The following is a 15,731-nucleotide window of genomic DNA, read 5'->3' as shown; positions in this document are numbered from 1 at the left end:
CTCACCAAACCTTCACCTTGATGAGTCCCTGACTTCTGGAGTTTGATTTCGGAGTTTCCCAACACTTGAGTCCATCATCTTGAAGGATGCATATGCCCATTGAAGTTCTTTCGATTTTGGTTACCCCCGAATCGATGCCTTGAAATATCTCTCCGCGAAGTATCTCGCCGTCACGGCTGTAGATCATCAGCTTCCCCTCAGTGACAACAAAGAAGTAATTGTTGGACAGAAGATAATCATCCGGAGGGTGCTCAACTCTCAATTCAGAGATCCGTACCGATTCTAGATCCTCCCCAATGCATACGAACACACCATCTTTGACAACACACCTGCCGTCCTTATAAATCTTCGAGACACCGCTTTCGAAACCCTTAACAGTTTGGGGCAATTGTCCGGTCTTACCTCTCACTTGAAGAGCTCCATTCTTGATTGCATACCCTCCAACAATGTCTGTCACACCAGATTCCCAACCTTTTTCGACGGTATATTCACCGTCCCGAAAACAGTAAACACCTCCGTCTCGTAACACACACCACCCACCATCGGAGAGACGCGTGACACCTGACTCGAAACCTGGAACCAAACTCGCAATATCCTCTGATGGCGCGCCCCGGCCCCAACATTTGAGTGCACCTTCTGCAATGGCGCACTTTCGGTTCGTGACGCTGATTTCACTGACACCTGCACCCAGTCCTTCAACTCTCGCACCTCGAAAAGTCGGATTGGCTGGTTCCCTCCTAGACTTATTGCGTTTCGAGCATTTAACTCGTTGAAACTGAATTACGCAGGTTTCTGCGCCATCCGATGAAAAGTTAGTGACGTTTGACTTCAAATCGCGCACGAGGGTGGGAACTGTAAACACAGACCGCGTCTGATCCCCAAGCTCGTTCTGATGATTCTTTAGCCCCCAACAGATCACCTCCATATCTTTCAACACGCAAGCATGTTCCCACCCTAGCGCAATCATACCAACGCCACTTTCCATCTTGTCCACTATCTGAGGGTCGTTGCGATCCAGCGACATATGACTCAAGCCCCAGCACACCATCGCACCGCTGCGATTCGCGCATGTGTGAGTCAATGACGCGTCGAGTGCCCTCAATGGGAATCCAGCTTCAATCAACTCTCGTGCCTGCGCACTCGGTCTATAAGTCCTATCACCCAGTTGGCCATAGGAGTTTCCTCCCCAACAATAGACCTTGGAGTTCTTGATTGCACAATTATGCCAACCTCCGGCGACTAGCTCTGTTACGTCCGACTCCAAACCAACAACCAACCGTGGTAAAGTTCTGGAATCAAAAGTTCCATCACCCAATTGCCCTTCGGAGTTTTGGCCCCAACAATAGACGGCCCCTTGCTTGAGGGCACAAGAATGCTCTTCACCCGCAACTACTTGGGACACCCCCCGCTCCAGTCCTAGTACAGCAACAGGAGTAGGACGATGACTTCCGAATGTTCCATCACCTAGTTGACCCTTTTCATTCGATCCCCAACAAGACACTGCACCGTTTTGGATAGCACAGGTGTGTTGGTCTCCAACGGAGACATCACTGACACCTTCCTGAAGGCCAAGAACGAACTTCGGCTCAGTTCTCCCAGTCTGAGTCCCATCACCTAGCTCTCCCAGATCATTACGACCCCAACACTTGAGACCAAACTCCTGGATGACACAGTGATGAAACTCTCCCACTGCCACTTTGGTGATACCTGCTCCCAACTGCTCCTCAGCCCATGCCTCGCTGCCCCAACATTTCAATGCACCGGAGCGCAGCAAACACGTGAAATCTCGCCCTGCATCCAGCTGCACCTCCCTAGTTTCCAATAATTTACCATGTCCTCGACTAGACGTCGTTGTTCGGCAAGAGATAGAAACTACAACGAGTCCCAGTAAAGAGAGCACACACCCAGTTTTCTTCAATGTCAGGATTTTCATGACTCCCCGAAGACTCGGCTCAATCTACAAATTGTTTGAAGAACTCCCACATTGCTTGGGAGCCGATATCCGGCCACACGTGGTCTCCAGCATGTTGGCAATAGTGAACGGGCGTTCCAACATCACACGTCTCGTAGGCGACGCATGGAGCCGGGTCCACAGGGGTTGATGTCTCTGAACATCCAGCTTGGTCACGGAAGAAGTCCCTAAAGGCCTCTCGTCCTGGCACCAGTTCCTCAGTACCTATCGTTATCCAAGCCGGGGTCGCACGGGTGCAATCTTGGGGCTCGAAGTACATCACGGACCCGCCCACGGCCATGGCCCTGTAGTCGTCGCGTCGGCAGGTCAAAACGCCAGAGAACGAGCCACCACCGCTAAAGCCCATCGTGAAGACTTCGTCGGTGTCGATGCAAAGACCCAACTTGACCTGTTCCAGCACTTCATCGAAGTAGCGCAACTCACTCTCAATCCTGTCCGGCCATGTGTCTTGCGGCGCGTTATAGTCGCGCCAATTCCCTTCGATAGCTTCCGCAATGACCAGAACTGCCTCATCTTTGAGGACTTCACGGATGTTGCGATTACCGCTCGTGACATCCCAGTAGGCCGCACTCCCGCCGTTTCCGTGCAGCGCAAAAACCAGCGGCCAGCCTTCGTCCGAGACGTAATTCTGAGGAAGCCGAACGATGTAGCGTCGCGTCCTTCCATCGAGCTCAAACGTATGCTCGCCTTCTGCAAGGCCCTCGAACAATCCACAGCCCCGGCTCCACTTACGGGTTTCACTGGTATCAGGTAAGAGGTCCAAAGGCACATCAAATGGATCCGCATCTGCCTCAGGCTCACTCATGTCCTCGGTGGATTCCATGTCCACGTAAGACCCGGTGTCTTCTGCCGGCATATCGGGCTCTAGTTGAGTCTCGATCTCGCCATTACACGCGACCAAACCCAACACTAATATTGACCATTTTTTCATATCGGATGTCCGCGTGGGAAGGACGTGTCATAGTTACAAAGTGCCCAAACTATTGTTAGGCTACCTTGCTTCCGCACCCTTCTCAAGCGGCTACAAGCCGCTTGTCCAATTAATGCAATGAGTTCAATGAGGTGTCAGATGGAATTTGTTTTTAAACGCGCACTAATTCGCCCCGAAGAGACGTGGCAAATCTCGGGCACTCGCCTCGTCGGCCCCAAGGAAGAGCTCGACCTGAAGGACGCGACTTCTTGCAACTTCAACTACACCATCTTTGGTAAGGGAATGACGAGCTCAGAGCTCACGATTGTCACACCTGGACGCACGGTTGCGCTGGACTGCGTTGGTAAACCTAAGACCGTTCACCGTGACGTGTTCCTCGGTATGGTGTCGGAAATCTTGAGCACGATCGAAATCGACAACCCAGACCTGAAGGTCACATCCACCGGCACCAGCACTATGGCCTGGGGATTTGCCGTCATCGGAACACTTTGCGCGCTATGGGGCATCTATTTTGCGGCCTCAAACTACGCAGACAGCAGCGGAAACTTCGCGCTCGGGATAGGAGGCTTCATGGTCTTGATGGGCGCTTTCATGATTTGGGCGGGCTCACCTTGGAAAGCCAACCAGCCCAAAACACTTCTCGAAGCAAGGGAATGGATCGAGCGGCTGAGGGCCCTCTAACTCATCAGCCGCACCAAACGGCCGAGCTCTTTAGTCAACACCGAGGGAACCCTCTCCTCAAAAATCTCAACCAAGTTTCCGTAGTACCAAAGGGTCTCTTCCTTGGGGACATTAAACCGTTGCCAAAGTTCGTCCCCCACAACACTTAAGTCCATCACGATGGCGCCGGCGTTGTGTACCTTGTCACTCAAAGACACCAACAAATGACCGGTATCCGGATCCGTACGCAGATGCGCCAAATAGGCGAGCTTTCGCTCTTTCCAAGGCGGCTTCGGGTCGGTATCGGCATCCGTACACGCCTCAACGATCGCCAGAACTCGCTCACCAAAACTGCCGCGAATCCTCTCCCGAATGTCCGGAAAGGCTTTGATACCGTCTTCAATCGCGTCATGGAGAAGGCCCCCAATCACCTGGTCCTCATCACCACCATGATTGCCAACCAAAGCCGCAACGGCCAAAACGTGGGTGATATAGGGGATTTGAGTACCCTTGCGTTTTTGATGGCGGTGTACTTCGGACGCCAGGAGTAGCGCGCGATCGAATCGTTCGGTATAGGTCATTTCCTTTCCTTCCAATGATGCTTTTTGTCACTTTAACTCTACCGAGATAGAAATGCCACGATTGCTGGTCATCACAACCTTTATTGTATTGGGTGCTGGATGCAAAACGCCGCAGCCTACTCACGACGCCGCGGACCCGCAGCCCCAAGCTCTACCGCTCACCACAGTTGTCCCGCAGCCTGCGCCTGTTGCCACAGACGAGACCGATGAGGATTTTACTCGAAACAAGGAACTCGAAGTCTTGGACTGCCGCACCGACGGATGTGATCCCGAAGAGTCTTGCGTCCCTCGACGCGAAATCGACTGCACCCAAACCGAGGGCTGCAAGACACACGGTCTCTGCTCGGTCATCTCCGCTGACGCGGATCAAAGAATCGGCGAATATCTATGCACGGACTGGCAAGAGGCGGTCTGCGGAGCGGTGAAAGACTCCGACTGCACTGGGTCCTTGGCGTGCAAAGAAGGCGGATTCTGCGAGGCGGGTTCCTATCGCTCCTACTACAACAAGTGCGGGTCCGAGAACGAAGAAGATTGCTTCGAATGGGTCACGAACGTCTGTATGGTCACCGCCGATGGCTGCTCGTTCTCAAAGGAATGCGTAGAAAGAGGTAATTGTGGAGTCCAGGAGATGTACTGGGGTAGCACTTGCCGACCAAGAGATGAGAGCCATTGTCAAAACTCCGAGAGGTGCAGAATCGCCGGAGAGTGCGGACTTGTCGTCGAATCCGGCTCCTGGTGCGCCCCTACCCTGCACGCGCATTGCGAGGCGTCCGAAGCCTGCAAGACAGACGGATTCTGCGTGATGAAAGGCGGATATTGCGTAGCGGATGACAAGGCGAGCGGACTATGAAGCACTCGTGGCTCATTGGCGCAATGTTTTGCACATTTTCCGTCTCAGCTGAGCCTCCGAACATAGACTTCGGTCTGCCGGACCACGACCTCGATATCCCCAAAATTTTGTCCAAAATCGCAACTACCGACTCACTTGAATGTCAGGAAGTTCTGGAGCTCGTTCCTCCCGCGTGGACGGCACCTTTTGGGAAACTACGTCTCGAGGGTACCATCGTGCCGAGGCTAGAGGTACTAACCTCACCGAAGAGCCCCGACCTTGAGTTCCGCATCCACGGCATTGACTCGCCCGAACACCATTGCAAGGTGGCAGAGTTCGAGTGGGAATCAAAGGACGTGGACTGGCTCAACACCAACTTCACAAAGAAGGTCGACCCAAGATATCTTCCTCCAGGCACCGAGGTAAAGGTAGGCCCCGGGACGCCAGATTTTGTGCCGATTTCAGAACTCCCTAAGTTCGTCCCAGCCGCCATGGTCTACAGCGAAGAACACGGATTCTACGAAAACCAGGGCTTCAGCGCCCACCTCATCGCGCGCGCGATGTCCCGCAATCAAAACGAGGGACAAATCGTCACGGGCGGCTCCACCATCACCCAACAGCTTGTGAAAAACCTCTTTCTAACGCGAGACAAGACTCTAGAACGCAAGTTTCAAGAAGTCGTAATCGCCACGCGAGTCTGGCAAAAAGTCTCCAAAGAACGAGTGCTCGAACTCTATCTAAACTGTATCGAATTCGGATCGGGAATCTGGGGAATCGGGCCCGCGGCAAGATACTACTTCGCCAAGGACGCACGCGACCTAACCATCACCGAAGCCGCCTTCCTCGCGGCCATTAAACCTCAGCCGTTACAAGGTGAATTGGTACGAGCTGGAAAGCTCGATCTGGAAGAAAGCGGTCTCGCCGCGACGATTCAAACCATCATCCGCACAATTCGCCGCCACGAATAATCTAGCGACCGTAAACACCCACGCGACCTTCGCGCGAGACTGGAGTTAGCGCGGGTTGTTCGACCCAAAACTCCTCGCAGGGACCCGAGGCAGGGTAGTTGCGTTCGGCTGGAAGTACCGGGTCAATCACCTGGACATCGCGCACGGTCTCTACGGCATCAGGCACAAAGCGCCACACGCCCTGCAATTCACTGGCTTTCTCTCGCCACTTCTCATTGTACTTGTCCATGGCTTTCGCCTGCTCGCCCGTCATCCCAAGCCGCTGATCTCGGCATTGGGTAAGGCTCGAATGAAGCACTTGATACCTCGCCAAAGCGTGCGACTCAAAGTCAAAATCCTTTGGCAAAACGGCTGCGGCATCTACTCCAGCTTCCGGGTCCGCAATCAGCTCATCTTTCGTCCGATACACCTTTGCCTCCCTACCAAGGACCAGAGCTACCTTCGCCTCACCCATAACCTCCAGAGCCTCATCGTAGAGCTGCAAGGTTTGGTGAATCGTGTGAGCTCGTTCAGCATTCACCGTCAAGTAGTCGCAAACTTTGCGTACATTCAGATTGATGTATTGCCCTGCTTGAATTTGAGCGTCTGGACGCGTCTCCTCGCCTCCAACGTGGCACACCACCTCTTCCTCAGCTACCTCAACCACTTCATTGACGACCGAGCTTTCGGTCTGTTCTAAGTTCTCGGAAACCAACCCGGTCGCCCCTGGTTGCTCATCTTTCGTCTGGGTAGGGCTGGATCCACAACCGACCATCAACCCAACCAGAACAATACATAACGATCTCATCTTCATTCACTATCCGATTCTTTAGGCCCATACATAGACGAGTGAAGCACAATTTTATTCTCAAAGTAGGCTTTTTTTCGCCAAGAGTGATCTTTGTGCACACTCACGCTACAATGATTGGTTCAACCTATCCTTCGAGCAACCGATGAAACGCGTTATTTTCTTTCTCTCCATCACTCTCGCAATGGCTTGCTCAGACAAACCTAGCCCAACGATTTCCGTAAATGATCAGGGTACCGAGCATGACATGCCTTCAGTGGACATGCCTACGGATTTAGCGAACGACGAAGGCAATACAGACCAGGGCACGCCTGACTTGACCGACATGATGCCAGACATCGCTCTGGACATGACTCCAGACATGACGGCCGATATGGAGAACACAGACGCCGATATGCCGGACATGGAAAATCCGCCAAATCTGGCCTGCGAGGCCCATTCCGACTGCAGCAGATGTGCGTTTCCAACCGCCCCCACGACGCTTTCCGAATGCTATTGCGTGAGCTGTGCCTCAGAAGTCTTGCCCGCGGAAACTTGTCAGGAAAATCAAGCCGCCTGGGATGCCGTATGTGGTACTGACACAAGCTGGGAGCCAAACGGCGCCTGCCCAATCCCACGGTGTACCCCGCCACAACCGGTCGCGTGCATCAACGACACGTGTATCGACGCGTGCACACAAGCAGAATGTCCAGTCCTCAATTGTCCCTTGAATGAGCAGATCCTACAACCAGGCGAATGTTGCCCGAGATGCTCCGGACCAAACACATGCACCGTCGATTCTGAATGTGGCCTTTGCAACCACGCGTCAGCCCCCACAAGTCCTTCCGAATGCGAATGCCCGCTCTGCCCCACACATCCGGCCACTCAAACCGAATGTCAGGCCCGCAACTCCGCATTCAACACACATTGTGACGCCGACTTTTTGGCGACGTGCCCGGTGGCGATCTGCCTACCTACGCAACCTGCAAACTGCGCAAACTCCGGGTATTGTGAAGCAAGCTCGGATGTTTGCGTAAACGATGGGGATTGTGGCTATTGCCCTTTCGCATCAGCCCCAACCGACCCCTCTGAGTGCGTGTGTGAAGGGTGCGGAACACCCATGACAAATGACGCATGCAGCGCCATCATCCAGCAGGTCAATATCGTCTGTGCGGGTTTTGACTTCGACGGGTGTATTCCAACCCCCTGCCCTGCTCCACCCGAGTTGACGTGCGATGCCTTCGGCGGTGGAACCTGTGAAATGGATATCTAGGTAGGCTTTACGGAATCAAAACCAGCTTTCCAACGGTTCGTCCTGATTCAATATCAGCATGCGCCCGAGCCACCTCAGCCAGCGGATACTCCGTGACTAACGGCGCAACGATTGAGCCCTCGGAGAGCCACTGATGCAGGTCCGCCACAAAGAGCTCCAATAGGTCAGTCCGGTCAAAGAGGAAGCTCAGGTTGAAGGCGAGCACGCTCTTCGAGTCCGTGGTCAGGTTCAGAGGGTTGTAGCGCGGAGTGCGAAGCCAGCCAGACACCAGTTTGAACCAGTTCGGTTTTCCACCCTTCTTCGGCATCATGGTCGCAAAGCCATAGATGACGAGCTTTCCAGCGCGCCGTAGATGTGCGTAGGACTGACCCAAAGTCTCCACTCCGTTTGCATCCAGAATGACGTCATACCCCTCGGGAGCAAAGGATCTTGCCTCGGCCCAGAGGTCCTGCGTGGACTTGTCGATGACGAGGTCACATCCAGCAGCTCTGGCGGCCTCGACCTTGTGCGTTCCGCCCACCACACCAACCACCTCAGAACCAGCTATCTTAGCCAGCTGGACAAGACTTGCGCCCACACCACCTGCCGCTGAATGAACCAGGATCTTCGAGCCCGGACGCGGATGAGCGAGCTCAAAGAGCGCAAACCAAGCGGTCATGAACACGGCCGGCATCGCGGCAGCTTCCGCAAAACTCAAGCCTCGTGGCTTGTGATAGACGTATCGACTTTCGGTCACGATATGACTCGAATACCCGCCAAATAGCGTCAGCCCTACCACTTCATCACCCAGCTGAAAGTCCACCACACCTTCGCCAAGCCCAGTAACGACGCCGGAAACTTCAAACCCTGGCGTGATGGGCCAACCCACGAATTCCTTGGCGGACTTATAGAGCCCCATCCGAACCACAACATCCGCGTAATTTACGCCGGCTGCGCGGGTCTCGATCAAGACTTGGCCGGGCCCTGGTACCGGTACCTCAAACTCCTTGATTTGAAGCTGGTCATAACTCCCGGCTTTGGGGATTACGACCTTGTGCATCTCAGTCTTGGGCGAGAAATCTAGCTCACCAATCATCTCTCGAAGTGCAGCACTCATTGGGCGTTCCTTGGTCTATTCTTCTAGCGATCTGACAAATTCTCTAAGCGATTCGATATTCTTTTGATTCAGCCGACATTGGAGGAATTTCCCTTCCTTTTCCGTTTCCACCAGACCTGCATTCACGAGCTCTTTGAGGTGGTGGGAAACAGTCGGGGCGCCAATGTTGAGCTGGTCGATGATGGTGTTGAGAAAGCAACAATGACCCTCTTCGATCGAAGAACTACCAGCCTTTCGAATCTCGTCGAAAAGCCGAAACCGATTCGGGTTTCCAAGCGCCTTAAACATCTTAACCAATTGATTCTCGTCCATCAGGTCTCCATTCGACATTTCGAAAACTATCGAACCGTCATACTTCGAAAGATATCGAAGTATCGAAACGTGTCAAGCCCTTTATCCAAAACCATTGAAGCATCCTCCAGAACTGAGTAATTGTTTATCCTAGCGTTAACGTGAGACTCTAATGCCACTGGATATCGAAAATGAAGAAGTGGAACGACTGGCCCGACAAAAGCGATTTCGCGACACGAAGTCCACGGAGCAGCGGCTCAAAGAGATTGCTCGGAGTTGCGCCGAACTTCCAGTTCATGATTACGGTAGCGATGAGGACATCGTGGCGTACGATCTAAATGGCCTGCCTAGCTCCCGCCATTCCAGACACCTGACCTGATTGAAAATTCGACCTCAGATGCCTTATCTAACCGCCCCAGGTTCCATCGCGAAATAGCACGCGTCAGACAACCAACCTCCGTTTCCCACGGACTCTCCAACACCACGTTCAAGGTCCCCTCGATTTCGACCATGCCGGTCGCCTGTACCCCTTCTGGTTCGCACTTGATAAGGCCTAGCCAATTCTTGCGAACGATCTTACGAAGACCGTTTCTCGTATCCGCCGAGCCGCGTTGAATGCTCAAATCTACGGGCGGAAAATTGAGGTGACGACCTTCCACCAACGCCAAGATCCCGTCTCCTGAAGCGCTCTCTTCTACCGTGGTGACCTTGTACTCGTAGTTGATTCGAAATTTTGCAGGCAAATCGGATACATCCCGCAAGACCTCGGAAAGGCATTCTTGAAAACTGGTGTCGCGACCATGAATGGTTGGGTGCTTCTCCGGGTAGTCAAACTTATATCCCGACTCGCCAAATGAGACATCAACATACGACGGAAAAGCACGTTCCATTGAGAATCGGCATGTTACGAACCTGCCCTCTACAATCGCCAATTGAGAAGCTGGAGTGGAACCTTCAACCTCTACCCAGCTTCGCATGTTGAAAGTCTCTAACTTGAACGAAGACGGCGGCGCAAAAGGAAGTGGCGTAAAATCTAATCTTTTGAGGTCTTCGACTCGGTATCGAAATCTGTCCACCACCAACACGGCCACATTCGGGTCCCTGTCCGAATGCGCCATCAGCTCCAGTCGATAGTCATAGACCCGCCAGCCGAAGCGAGAATACCCCACGTTCGCGTCATGAAGTTCTTTACGTCCCAGGGCAATCGCATCATCAACCGACATCAGTGCCCAATTCTCGTCAGGCCTGCCAAGGGTAACCTTTAGATGCGGCGGAGTTTTTGAATCGCCACCGAGCCTTTCTACAAACATCGGACGCCCGTGAACCTCAAAGAGGCCGAGGCCGCCGGTGAATACCTCACCATGCTTTGGTGAAACAACTTTGAGGCCCGGATGGGTCAGGAGGCCATCTTTCTCGCTGCCCTCGCGGAACAGGTCGATCTGGGTGCCATCGGGAAGAGACACAACGTCACTGTCCAAGCCCAACAACCAAACTCCCTCATCTTGCGGTGCTTGCCTCTCAATCATCACCGTAGCGGTCGGGACAATCTCTCGAGGTCCACAGCCTACCAATCCTAAACCCAACACTACGCATACAAAATTCTTCATCAATTCGATTCTCAATGTAGAGACTCCATGATGAAGGAGACGACCAACCCCAAAAGGACAAACACCAACCCCACCAAACCAAGCACTGTAAGCGAGGTCACACGAGCCTCTAAGTTCCGCACATAATAGCGCCAAACTCGTTTTCGATCGCCCATTGAGTTCATTGCAACGGGTCGCGTGTTGTGAACCTCGATTTGCTCTGAAATCCACGCCCTATGCGATTGAAGGTCCCGTTCAAAATTCATGCTTGATGGCATTGAATAGACCAAACCCTCCGTTGCTACGGATGTGCCAGTCAGTCGATATCTGCCATCGTCCATAAGCGTAGAAAAGGAGTACCTCGTCTCGGTTGCTCCTGGCCCACCCGGACTTACCTCAACGGCAATTGTCCCATCGTGGCTCAAAAAGACCTCCTTCGACGAACCAAAAACCCAGAGAACGGCGTCCCTCATAAAACCCACACTCGTGAACTCAAAGGTCTGTAGGGGTGTAATATCGGTCATCAATTTCGTCGGTGATTTAACAACTTGGAACGTCTGAAACAGCGACGAGAGACTCCTCAACAACGAAAAACGTGTCGACCGGAACTTTACCTCGCCCATCTGAACGGCAAGCTCACCGAAGCTGTCGGCTTGGGTGCTCTGACTCGCGAAGTTCTTTTCAACAAAGGAGCGAATCAGCGCCGCAACACTTTCCAACTCGTGGGCCTTCAAGGATTGACCAAATGACGCACTCAATGTCTCGGCATCACTTAACTTTAGGACGAAACCCTTAGTTAGTCCGAACTCGAAAAGAAGCTCAGGACGCCTTGTTCCCTGGCAAATTTTCTTCCCGTTGCGTTCCATTTGCCAGTGGTCCGGCCCGATCTCAAGCGTGACAGACTTAGTCGCAAGCCACCCTTGGTAGAGCGACGAACTGAAGAGTAAAAAGAGCCCCAAGTTGATCGCCATCATACCGAAAGAGCTAGGTCCCTTCGGATCTTGATGCGTCCAGAACCAGACCATTGCTCCGCTCAATACCAAAAGCAAGAGAGCGGAACCCAAGAGTTTGCCGTATCGCGGGCCAATACTTAGCACTAGAACCTCGCCTTCTAGGCGAGTACTGAAGACAGACTGTGAATTCTCACGCGACAACAAATCGAACCCTTTTATTGCTTCCAACCGAATCAACGCGGCAAGCCAATGCGGTACGAGACGTTTCGTAACGCATTGAACAGATCTCCTAAAGTTGAATCTTAGTTGGTTCTGACGAAAAATCACGTTCAATCAACAAGTTTCGCTCTAATGTGTCTCCGGTACGAATCGTGCCGAACCAGCTGATAAGTTACCATCTGCTTCAGGGTTCACGGAGAACATGGGGCAGGAGGTATCTATGTACTACGAATGGCATGATCGTCTTCCAAGCGCGGTTTTGGAGAGTGGTGAGGTGGGATTGAGGCGCGCACTTGTATCCGAGTTTGACCGCCATCTCTACCTTCACAACGCTTTGGGCTTTGTTCCCTATCAAATCGATGAATGCGGCTACCTTGTTGACCTGGACCCAAACCATCTGGCCGAGGCCAAAGACTTCATCACCAACCCTCCAATCGACCTTGAGTGGATCGAGCGAGAGACGCCGACCTACCGAATCATCAAGCTCGGTGCGTATCCGGCGATACTCATCGAAAACACTCAGGCATCGGAAATGACAGAGCCAATCTGGGTGCTCATCATCAAGGCAAACCGCCTTCGGTACTTCGCACTCGAAGTCCCGGCTAGCCCTGATGAAAGGCAGCTCAGCACAACCGAAGGAATGCTCTGCGAATGGACGCACACTCGTACCCACCTGAACTACGGGAGTATTCCACGCACGGAATATGACTTCCTCGCAAAGATTCGCGAGATTCTAATCAAGGGCTAGTCGTCCTTCTGATTCACATAGGTCTTCAGGGCGTCACGCCTCGACGGCAATCCCCACGATGACAACAACTGGGACATATTTCCATCGAAGACCCAGGCTTCATCACATTCAGATACGAGCCGCAACACCTCCACCTGACGAGAGCTAAGTTCTTCGAAGGACTCAGGTGCTCGCTCCTGACCGAAAACCATGAGCAACATGAGTCGCGCGGCCTCGGTAGCTTCAATAGCTTTCGCACGCTGCAGTTGAACCGTCATTCCCTCCAGGATGTGAGGGTGAAACTCTTCGGGCGCGCTCAAAAGAGGCGCAATCGAAGCCTGACCAACGCTTCTTTCCAGCACCGCCTCTAACTCATCATCTAGTGCCTGGGGCTCGAGCATCGCATGGACGAGACGATCGACGACCTCCTGGGTGTGTAGGCGATGGTAGCCCGAAGCCCACGCCGCGGCCCAACGCACGGCCTCTGATTCATCCGTTGAAGCGCGGTCAATGTAGTCGCTCATCCCTTCCCAACTTTGAAACCAGCCAAGGCCCATTGTCGCCTTCGTACGCACCCTCGCGTCCGAGTGCGCGAGCAATGCCTCAAACTTCGCCCACGCATCCTTCTGGAGGCGTTCTAGAAGCTCTGGGACCCCAACAATAAGGTCGATCGCGGCACCAACCTCCGAGACATTCTCAAAATCGAAGAGTGCCAAATATACTTCAAATCCGTCGACCACGGCGGCCCGAACCCCATCCACATGTGAGACTTCCTGCGCCATACGACTTGCGTATTCGGGGCTTCCGTCGTCATCGAGATGCGCGTGCAGCCGCATGTACGAATCGCCCCATGCAAGGTCCAACAAATACTGAAGCAACCAAACACGGTCGGCCGTCGACTCCGGAACTAAGAGTTTGATCAGCCACGGTATTGCGTGCTTGGTCGCCGGATACACGGTGCCCTGGTGGATGATGTTCCCATAGAGCTCGTACTGCGCATCTTCGGCCGACTCTTCTTCGAGCAGCTCCTGCAACAGACCTGGCACATCCGTAGCCGGCCCATAGGCGTGTTCCCATTGTCCCCAATCAAGTTCTTCGATTCCCTTCAAAACTCCCATGGGTCAACCTCCTGTATCGTCATTTGCTTGCGCAACTCGAAACCTAACGATGCGGCGAATCAGATCCAGCGGTAAGTCCTCGTCCAGAGGAAACTGAACCGAACCCTTTGCTCCGGTGTACATCGCCAGTTCTTGGGCGAACTCAGAAATCCCACCTGGCGTGGGATAGAGTCCGATATGCTTCTTAAACGCTCCAAAATGGACGAGATTTCCTCGCAGCTTATACGTAGGCATTTCATAGCTGATGCACTCCGAAGCCTTCGGAGCTTCCTCCAGAACAATTTCTCGGATGGCTTTGAGTTTTGTTTGAACTTCGGGCTCGAAGTTCGAGATGTAGTCGTCTACAGTTTTGGGCTTTGAATGCATGTTTTTCTCTCGATAAGGACGTGTTTTTCTCTCGATACGGACGTGTTTTTCTCTCGATAAGGACGTGTTTTTCTCTCGATAAGATGTATAATGGTGAGCGTGCGCAAGCAGAAAGAGAGGTGAAAACTTGTTCAAAAGATCCCTAGAACCAGTGGTCATGGAGATGCTCGATGCATTTCGGGTTGTCTACCTGACAGGCCCACGTCAGTGTGGAAAGACCACATTAGCTCGAAAAATTGCCTCCTCGAGGAACATGCAGTTCATCAATCTGGATGACCGCACAACTCGAGAAGCGGCAAGGGTCGATCCACACGGCCTAGTGCGCTCGTTTAAGACACCCGTTGTAATCGATGAATTTCAATATGTTCCAGACCTCGTTCGGGCGATCAAGGAAGTATCCGATACCTTGGCCCCCAACGATAGAGGTAGATTCCTACTTACAGGATCGGCTGACATTTTCAAAACAGCAGCAGTGGGCGAGGCTCTACCTGGCCACATGGCACGGCTGGAACTCTATCCCCTCTCGCTGAGCGAACTGAACAAGTCGACCGGAAACGCCGTTGACCTTTTGATCGACTCGCCAGAACAGATTGCTCCGTCGCCCCCGATGCACAGAAAGGAACTCGCTCAAATCGTTCTGGAGGGTGGTTATCCAGAGCCACGACTCCATAGCAAGCGAGCGAAACGCCTCTGGTACCAGTCCTATGTAGAAGGTCGCCTGCTCAAAGACTTCGAGACCCTCCACAACGCTCGCGGAGACTACGTTTCTAAGCTCCAAGCATTGGTTCCGTACCTCTCTGGGAGGACGGGAAACCTGCTGAAATACGCCAGTGTGGCCAATGACCTCGACCTCAACGATGGACTCGTTCGAAACTACATCGAAATCCTAGAACTCATGTTTATTTTTGACCGCGTTCCGTCATGGTCTAAGAACACCTCAAAACGTCAAACCAGTAGAATGCCCAAGCTTCATATTGTAGACACAGGGCTAGCCTGCCATTTGCTCGGCCTTCGCGAGCCAAACCAACTCTTGACCAGCCAATTCTTTGGAGCGCTCTACGAATCACTAGTGTTTGGAGAGCTAAAAAAACAATCTTCTTGGTCCGAGAAGCCCGTCGAACTCTTCCACTTTCGAGACAAGAGACAACACGAAGTCGATATTGTCGTAGAGCAAGATGACGGTGCCATCATCGGGGTAGAAGCGAAGGCATCGGCTACAGTCAGTTCCGAAGACTTTAAGGGTTTGAAGAAACTTGCGGAGTTTTCCGGAAAGAGGTTTTCGGCTGGCTTTGTCGTATACACTGGTGAAAGACTCTTATCCTTTAAGCAGGATGGCATGCTGCTTTGGGCGGTACCTTTCCGTGCTCTTTTTTCCTCCAATTAGGAAATGACCGT

General features: G+C 52.9%; 17 protein-coding genes and 1 pseudogene. 7 read left to right on the top strand and 11 right to left on the bottom strand.

The window, feature by feature from the left end; genetic code table 11:
- Position 1 precedes the first annotated feature (1 nt).
- From FRD01_RS24545 to FRD01_RS22895, 3 genes and pseudogenes are all read right to left on the bottom strand, one after another.
- Complete coding sequence (locus tag FRD01_RS24545) at positions 2–457, bottom strand: hypothetical protein (RefSeq protein WP_249755844.1); 456 nt, start codon at positions 455–457, stop codon at positions 2–4.
- Positions 458–814: 357 nt separating this feature from the next.
- Positions 815–1,933, bottom strand: a pseudogene (locus tag FRD01_RS25040) (RCC1 domain-containing protein); the annotation flags it as partial.
- Between the two features lie 19 nt (positions 1,934–1,952).
- The gene (locus FRD01_RS22895; RefSeq protein ID WP_146963350.1) at positions 1,953–2,903 is read right to left on the bottom strand and encodes a CE1 family esterase; all 951 of its coding nucleotides are present in this window, start codon (positions 2,901–2,903) and stop codon (positions 1,953–1,955) included.
- A 138-nt stretch (positions 2,904–3,041) separates the two neighbouring features.
- On the opposite strand from FRD01_RS22895, the gene FRD01_RS22890 reads away from it, so the two are divergent.
- On the top strand, positions 3,042–3,584 hold the full coding sequence (locus FRD01_RS22890) for a hypothetical protein (RefSeq protein WP_146963348.1): 543 nt from the start codon (positions 3,042–3,044) through the stop codon (positions 3,582–3,584).
- Here FRD01_RS22890 and FRD01_RS22885 read toward each other — a convergent pair.
- Positions 3,581–4,144 carry an HD domain-containing protein gene (locus tag FRD01_RS22885; RefSeq protein WP_146963346.1) on the bottom strand — a complete coding sequence of 188 codons (564 nt, stop codon included), beginning with the start codon at positions 4,142–4,144 and terminating at the stop codon, positions 3,581–3,583. The genes FRD01_RS22890 and FRD01_RS22885 overlap by 4 nt on opposite strands.
- Positions 4,145–4,196: 52 nt before the next feature.
- On the opposite strand from FRD01_RS22885, the gene FRD01_RS22880 reads away from it, so the two are divergent.
- Positions 4,197–4,994: a hypothetical protein gene (locus FRD01_RS22880; protein ID WP_146963344.1), complete on the top strand. Its 798-nt coding sequence runs from the start codon at positions 4,197–4,199 to the stop codon at positions 4,992–4,994.
- Positions 4,991–5,941, top strand: a complete 951-nt coding sequence (locus FRD01_RS22875) for a biosynthetic peptidoglycan transglycosylase (RefSeq protein ID WP_146963343.1) — start codon at positions 4,991–4,993, stop codon at positions 5,939–5,941. Before FRD01_RS22880 ends, FRD01_RS22875 begins: the two co-directional genes overlap by 4 nt.
- Position 5,942: 1 nt before the next feature.
- Here FRD01_RS22875 and FRD01_RS22870 read toward each other — a convergent pair whose 3' ends face one another.
- Positions 5,943–6,734 carry a hypothetical protein gene (locus tag FRD01_RS22870; RefSeq protein ID WP_146963341.1) on the bottom strand — a complete coding sequence of 264 codons (792 nt, stop codon included), beginning with the start codon at positions 6,732–6,734 and terminating at the stop codon, positions 5,943–5,945.
- A 139-nt stretch (positions 6,735–6,873) separates the two neighbouring features.
- On the opposite strand from FRD01_RS22870, the gene FRD01_RS22865 reads away from it, so the two are divergent.
- Positions 6,874–7,980 carry a hypothetical protein gene (locus FRD01_RS22865; protein ID WP_146963339.1) on the top strand — a complete coding sequence of 369 codons (1,107 nt, stop codon included), beginning with the start codon at positions 6,874–6,876 and terminating at the stop codon, positions 7,978–7,980.
- 7 nt (positions 7,981–7,987) lie between these two features.
- Here the strand turns inward: FRD01_RS22865 and FRD01_RS22860 are convergent, their stop codons facing one another.
- Both FRD01_RS22860 and FRD01_RS22855 read right to left on the bottom strand, forming a co-directional pair.
- Positions 7,988–9,076, bottom strand: a complete 1,089-nt coding sequence (locus tag FRD01_RS22860; protein WP_249755843.1) for a synaptic vesicle VAT-1 family membrane protein — start codon at positions 9,074–9,076, stop codon at positions 7,988–7,990.
- Between the two features lie 15 nt (positions 9,077–9,091).
- Positions 9,092–9,388, bottom strand: a complete 297-nt coding sequence (locus tag FRD01_RS22855; protein ID WP_146963337.1) for an ArsR/SmtB family transcription factor — start codon at positions 9,386–9,388, stop codon at positions 9,092–9,094.
- Positions 9,389–9,539: 151 nt separating this feature from the next.
- On the opposite strand from FRD01_RS22855, the gene FRD01_RS22850 reads away from it, so the two are divergent.
- Positions 9,540–9,746 carry a type II toxin-antitoxin system VapB family antitoxin gene (locus FRD01_RS22850; RefSeq protein WP_146963335.1) on the top strand — a complete coding sequence of 69 codons (207 nt, stop codon included), beginning with the start codon at positions 9,540–9,542 and terminating at the stop codon, positions 9,744–9,746.
- Here the strand turns inward: FRD01_RS22850 and FRD01_RS22845 are convergent.
- Both FRD01_RS22845 and FRD01_RS22840 read right to left on the bottom strand, forming a co-directional pair.
- Positions 9,715–10,974, bottom strand: a complete 1,260-nt coding sequence (locus FRD01_RS22845; RefSeq protein ID WP_146963333.1) for a hypothetical protein — start codon at positions 10,972–10,974, stop codon at positions 9,715–9,717. The genes FRD01_RS22850 and FRD01_RS22845 overlap by 32 nt on opposite strands.
- A gap of 11 nt (positions 10,975–10,985) precedes the next feature.
- The gene (locus FRD01_RS22840) at positions 10,986–12,050 is read right to left on the bottom strand and encodes a hypothetical protein (protein WP_146963332.1); all 1,065 of its coding nucleotides are present in this window, start codon (positions 12,048–12,050) and stop codon (positions 10,986–10,988) included.
- Positions 12,051–12,345: 295 nt separating this feature from the next.
- Here FRD01_RS22840 and FRD01_RS22835 point away from each other — a divergent pair, with 295 nt between their 5' ends.
- Positions 12,346–12,873, top strand: a complete 528-nt coding sequence (locus tag FRD01_RS22835; protein ID WP_146963330.1) for a hypothetical protein — start codon at positions 12,346–12,348, stop codon at positions 12,871–12,873.
- Here the strand turns inward: FRD01_RS22835 and FRD01_RS22830 are convergent.
- Both FRD01_RS22830 and FRD01_RS22825 read right to left on the bottom strand, forming a co-directional pair.
- Positions 12,870–13,970, bottom strand: coding sequence for a HEAT repeat domain-containing protein (locus FRD01_RS22830; protein ID WP_146963328.1), 1,101 nt, complete (start codon positions 13,968–13,970; stop codon positions 12,870–12,872). The two genes, FRD01_RS22835 and FRD01_RS22830, sit on opposite strands and share 4 nt — an antisense overlap.
- Before the next feature lie 3 nt (positions 13,971–13,973).
- Positions 13,974–14,336, bottom strand: a complete 363-nt coding sequence (locus FRD01_RS22825) for an iron chaperone (protein WP_146963326.1) — start codon at positions 14,334–14,336, stop codon at positions 13,974–13,976.
- A gap of 127 nt (positions 14,337–14,463) precedes the next feature.
- Between FRD01_RS22825 and FRD01_RS22820 the strand changes: the two genes are divergently transcribed.
- Positions 14,464–15,720 (top strand): ATP-binding protein, encoded by a 1,257-nt coding sequence (locus FRD01_RS22820; RefSeq protein ID WP_146963324.1) that lies wholly within the window; start codon positions 14,464–14,466, stop codon positions 15,718–15,720.
- The last annotated feature ends 11 nt before the right edge of the window (positions 15,721–15,731 follow it).

The organism is Microvenator marinus, from assembly GCF_007993755.1.
GTDB lineage: Bacteria > Myxococcota_A > Bradymonadia > Bradymonadales > Bradymonadaceae > Allomicrovenator > Allomicrovenator marinus.
This window is presented reverse-complemented; position numbering and strand designations above follow the sequence as displayed.

Excerpts from the sequence above, each read along its gene's own strand:
- FRD01_RS22870 (WP_146963341.1), bottom strand. The coding sequence starts at position 6,734 with ATGAAGATGAGATCGTTATGTATTGTTCTGGTTGGGTTGATGGTCGGT.
- FRD01_RS22825 (WP_146963326.1), bottom strand. The coding sequence starts at position 14,336 with ATGCATTCAAAGCCCAAAACTGTAGACGACTACATCTCGAACTTCGAG.
- FRD01_RS22890 (WP_146963348.1), top strand. The coding sequence starts at position 3,042 with ATGGAATTTGTTTTTAAACGCGCACTAATTCGCCCCGAAGAGACGTGG.
- FRD01_RS22895 (WP_146963350.1), bottom strand. The coding sequence starts at position 2,903 with ATGAAAAAATGGTCAATATTAGTGTTGGGTTTGGTCGCGTGTAATGGC.
- FRD01_RS22845 (WP_146963333.1), bottom strand. The coding sequence starts at position 10,974 with ATGAAGAATTTTGTATGCGTAGTGTTGGGTTTAGGATTGGTAGGCTGT.
- FRD01_RS22835 (WP_146963330.1), top strand. The coding sequence starts at position 12,346 with ATGTACTACGAATGGCATGATCGTCTTCCAAGCGCGGTTTTGGAGAGT.
- FRD01_RS22850 (WP_146963335.1), top strand. The coding sequence starts at position 9,540 with ATGCCACTGGATATCGAAAATGAAGAAGTGGAACGACTGGCCCGACAA.
- FRD01_RS22860 (WP_249755843.1), bottom strand. The coding sequence starts at position 9,076 with ATGAGTGCTGCACTTCGAGAGATGATTGGTGAGCTAGATTTCTCGCCC.
- FRD01_RS22830 (WP_146963328.1), bottom strand. The coding sequence starts at position 13,970 with ATGGGAGTTTTGAAGGGAATCGAAGAACTTGATTGGGGACAATGGGAA.
- FRD01_RS22855 (WP_146963337.1), bottom strand. The coding sequence starts at position 9,388 with ATGGACGAGAATCAATTGGTTAAGATGTTTAAGGCGCTTGGAAACCCG.
- FRD01_RS22880 (WP_146963344.1), top strand. The coding sequence starts at position 4,197 with ATGCCACGATTGCTGGTCATCACAACCTTTATTGTATTGGGTGCTGGA.
- FRD01_RS22875 (WP_146963343.1), top strand. The coding sequence starts at position 4,991 with ATGAAGCACTCGTGGCTCATTGGCGCAATGTTTTGCACATTTTCCGTC.
- FRD01_RS22885 (WP_146963346.1), bottom strand. The coding sequence starts at position 4,144 with ATGACCTATACCGAACGATTCGATCGCGCGCTACTCCTGGCGTCCGAA.
- FRD01_RS22865 (WP_146963339.1), top strand. The coding sequence starts at position 6,874 with ATGAAACGCGTTATTTTCTTTCTCTCCATCACTCTCGCAATGGCTTGC.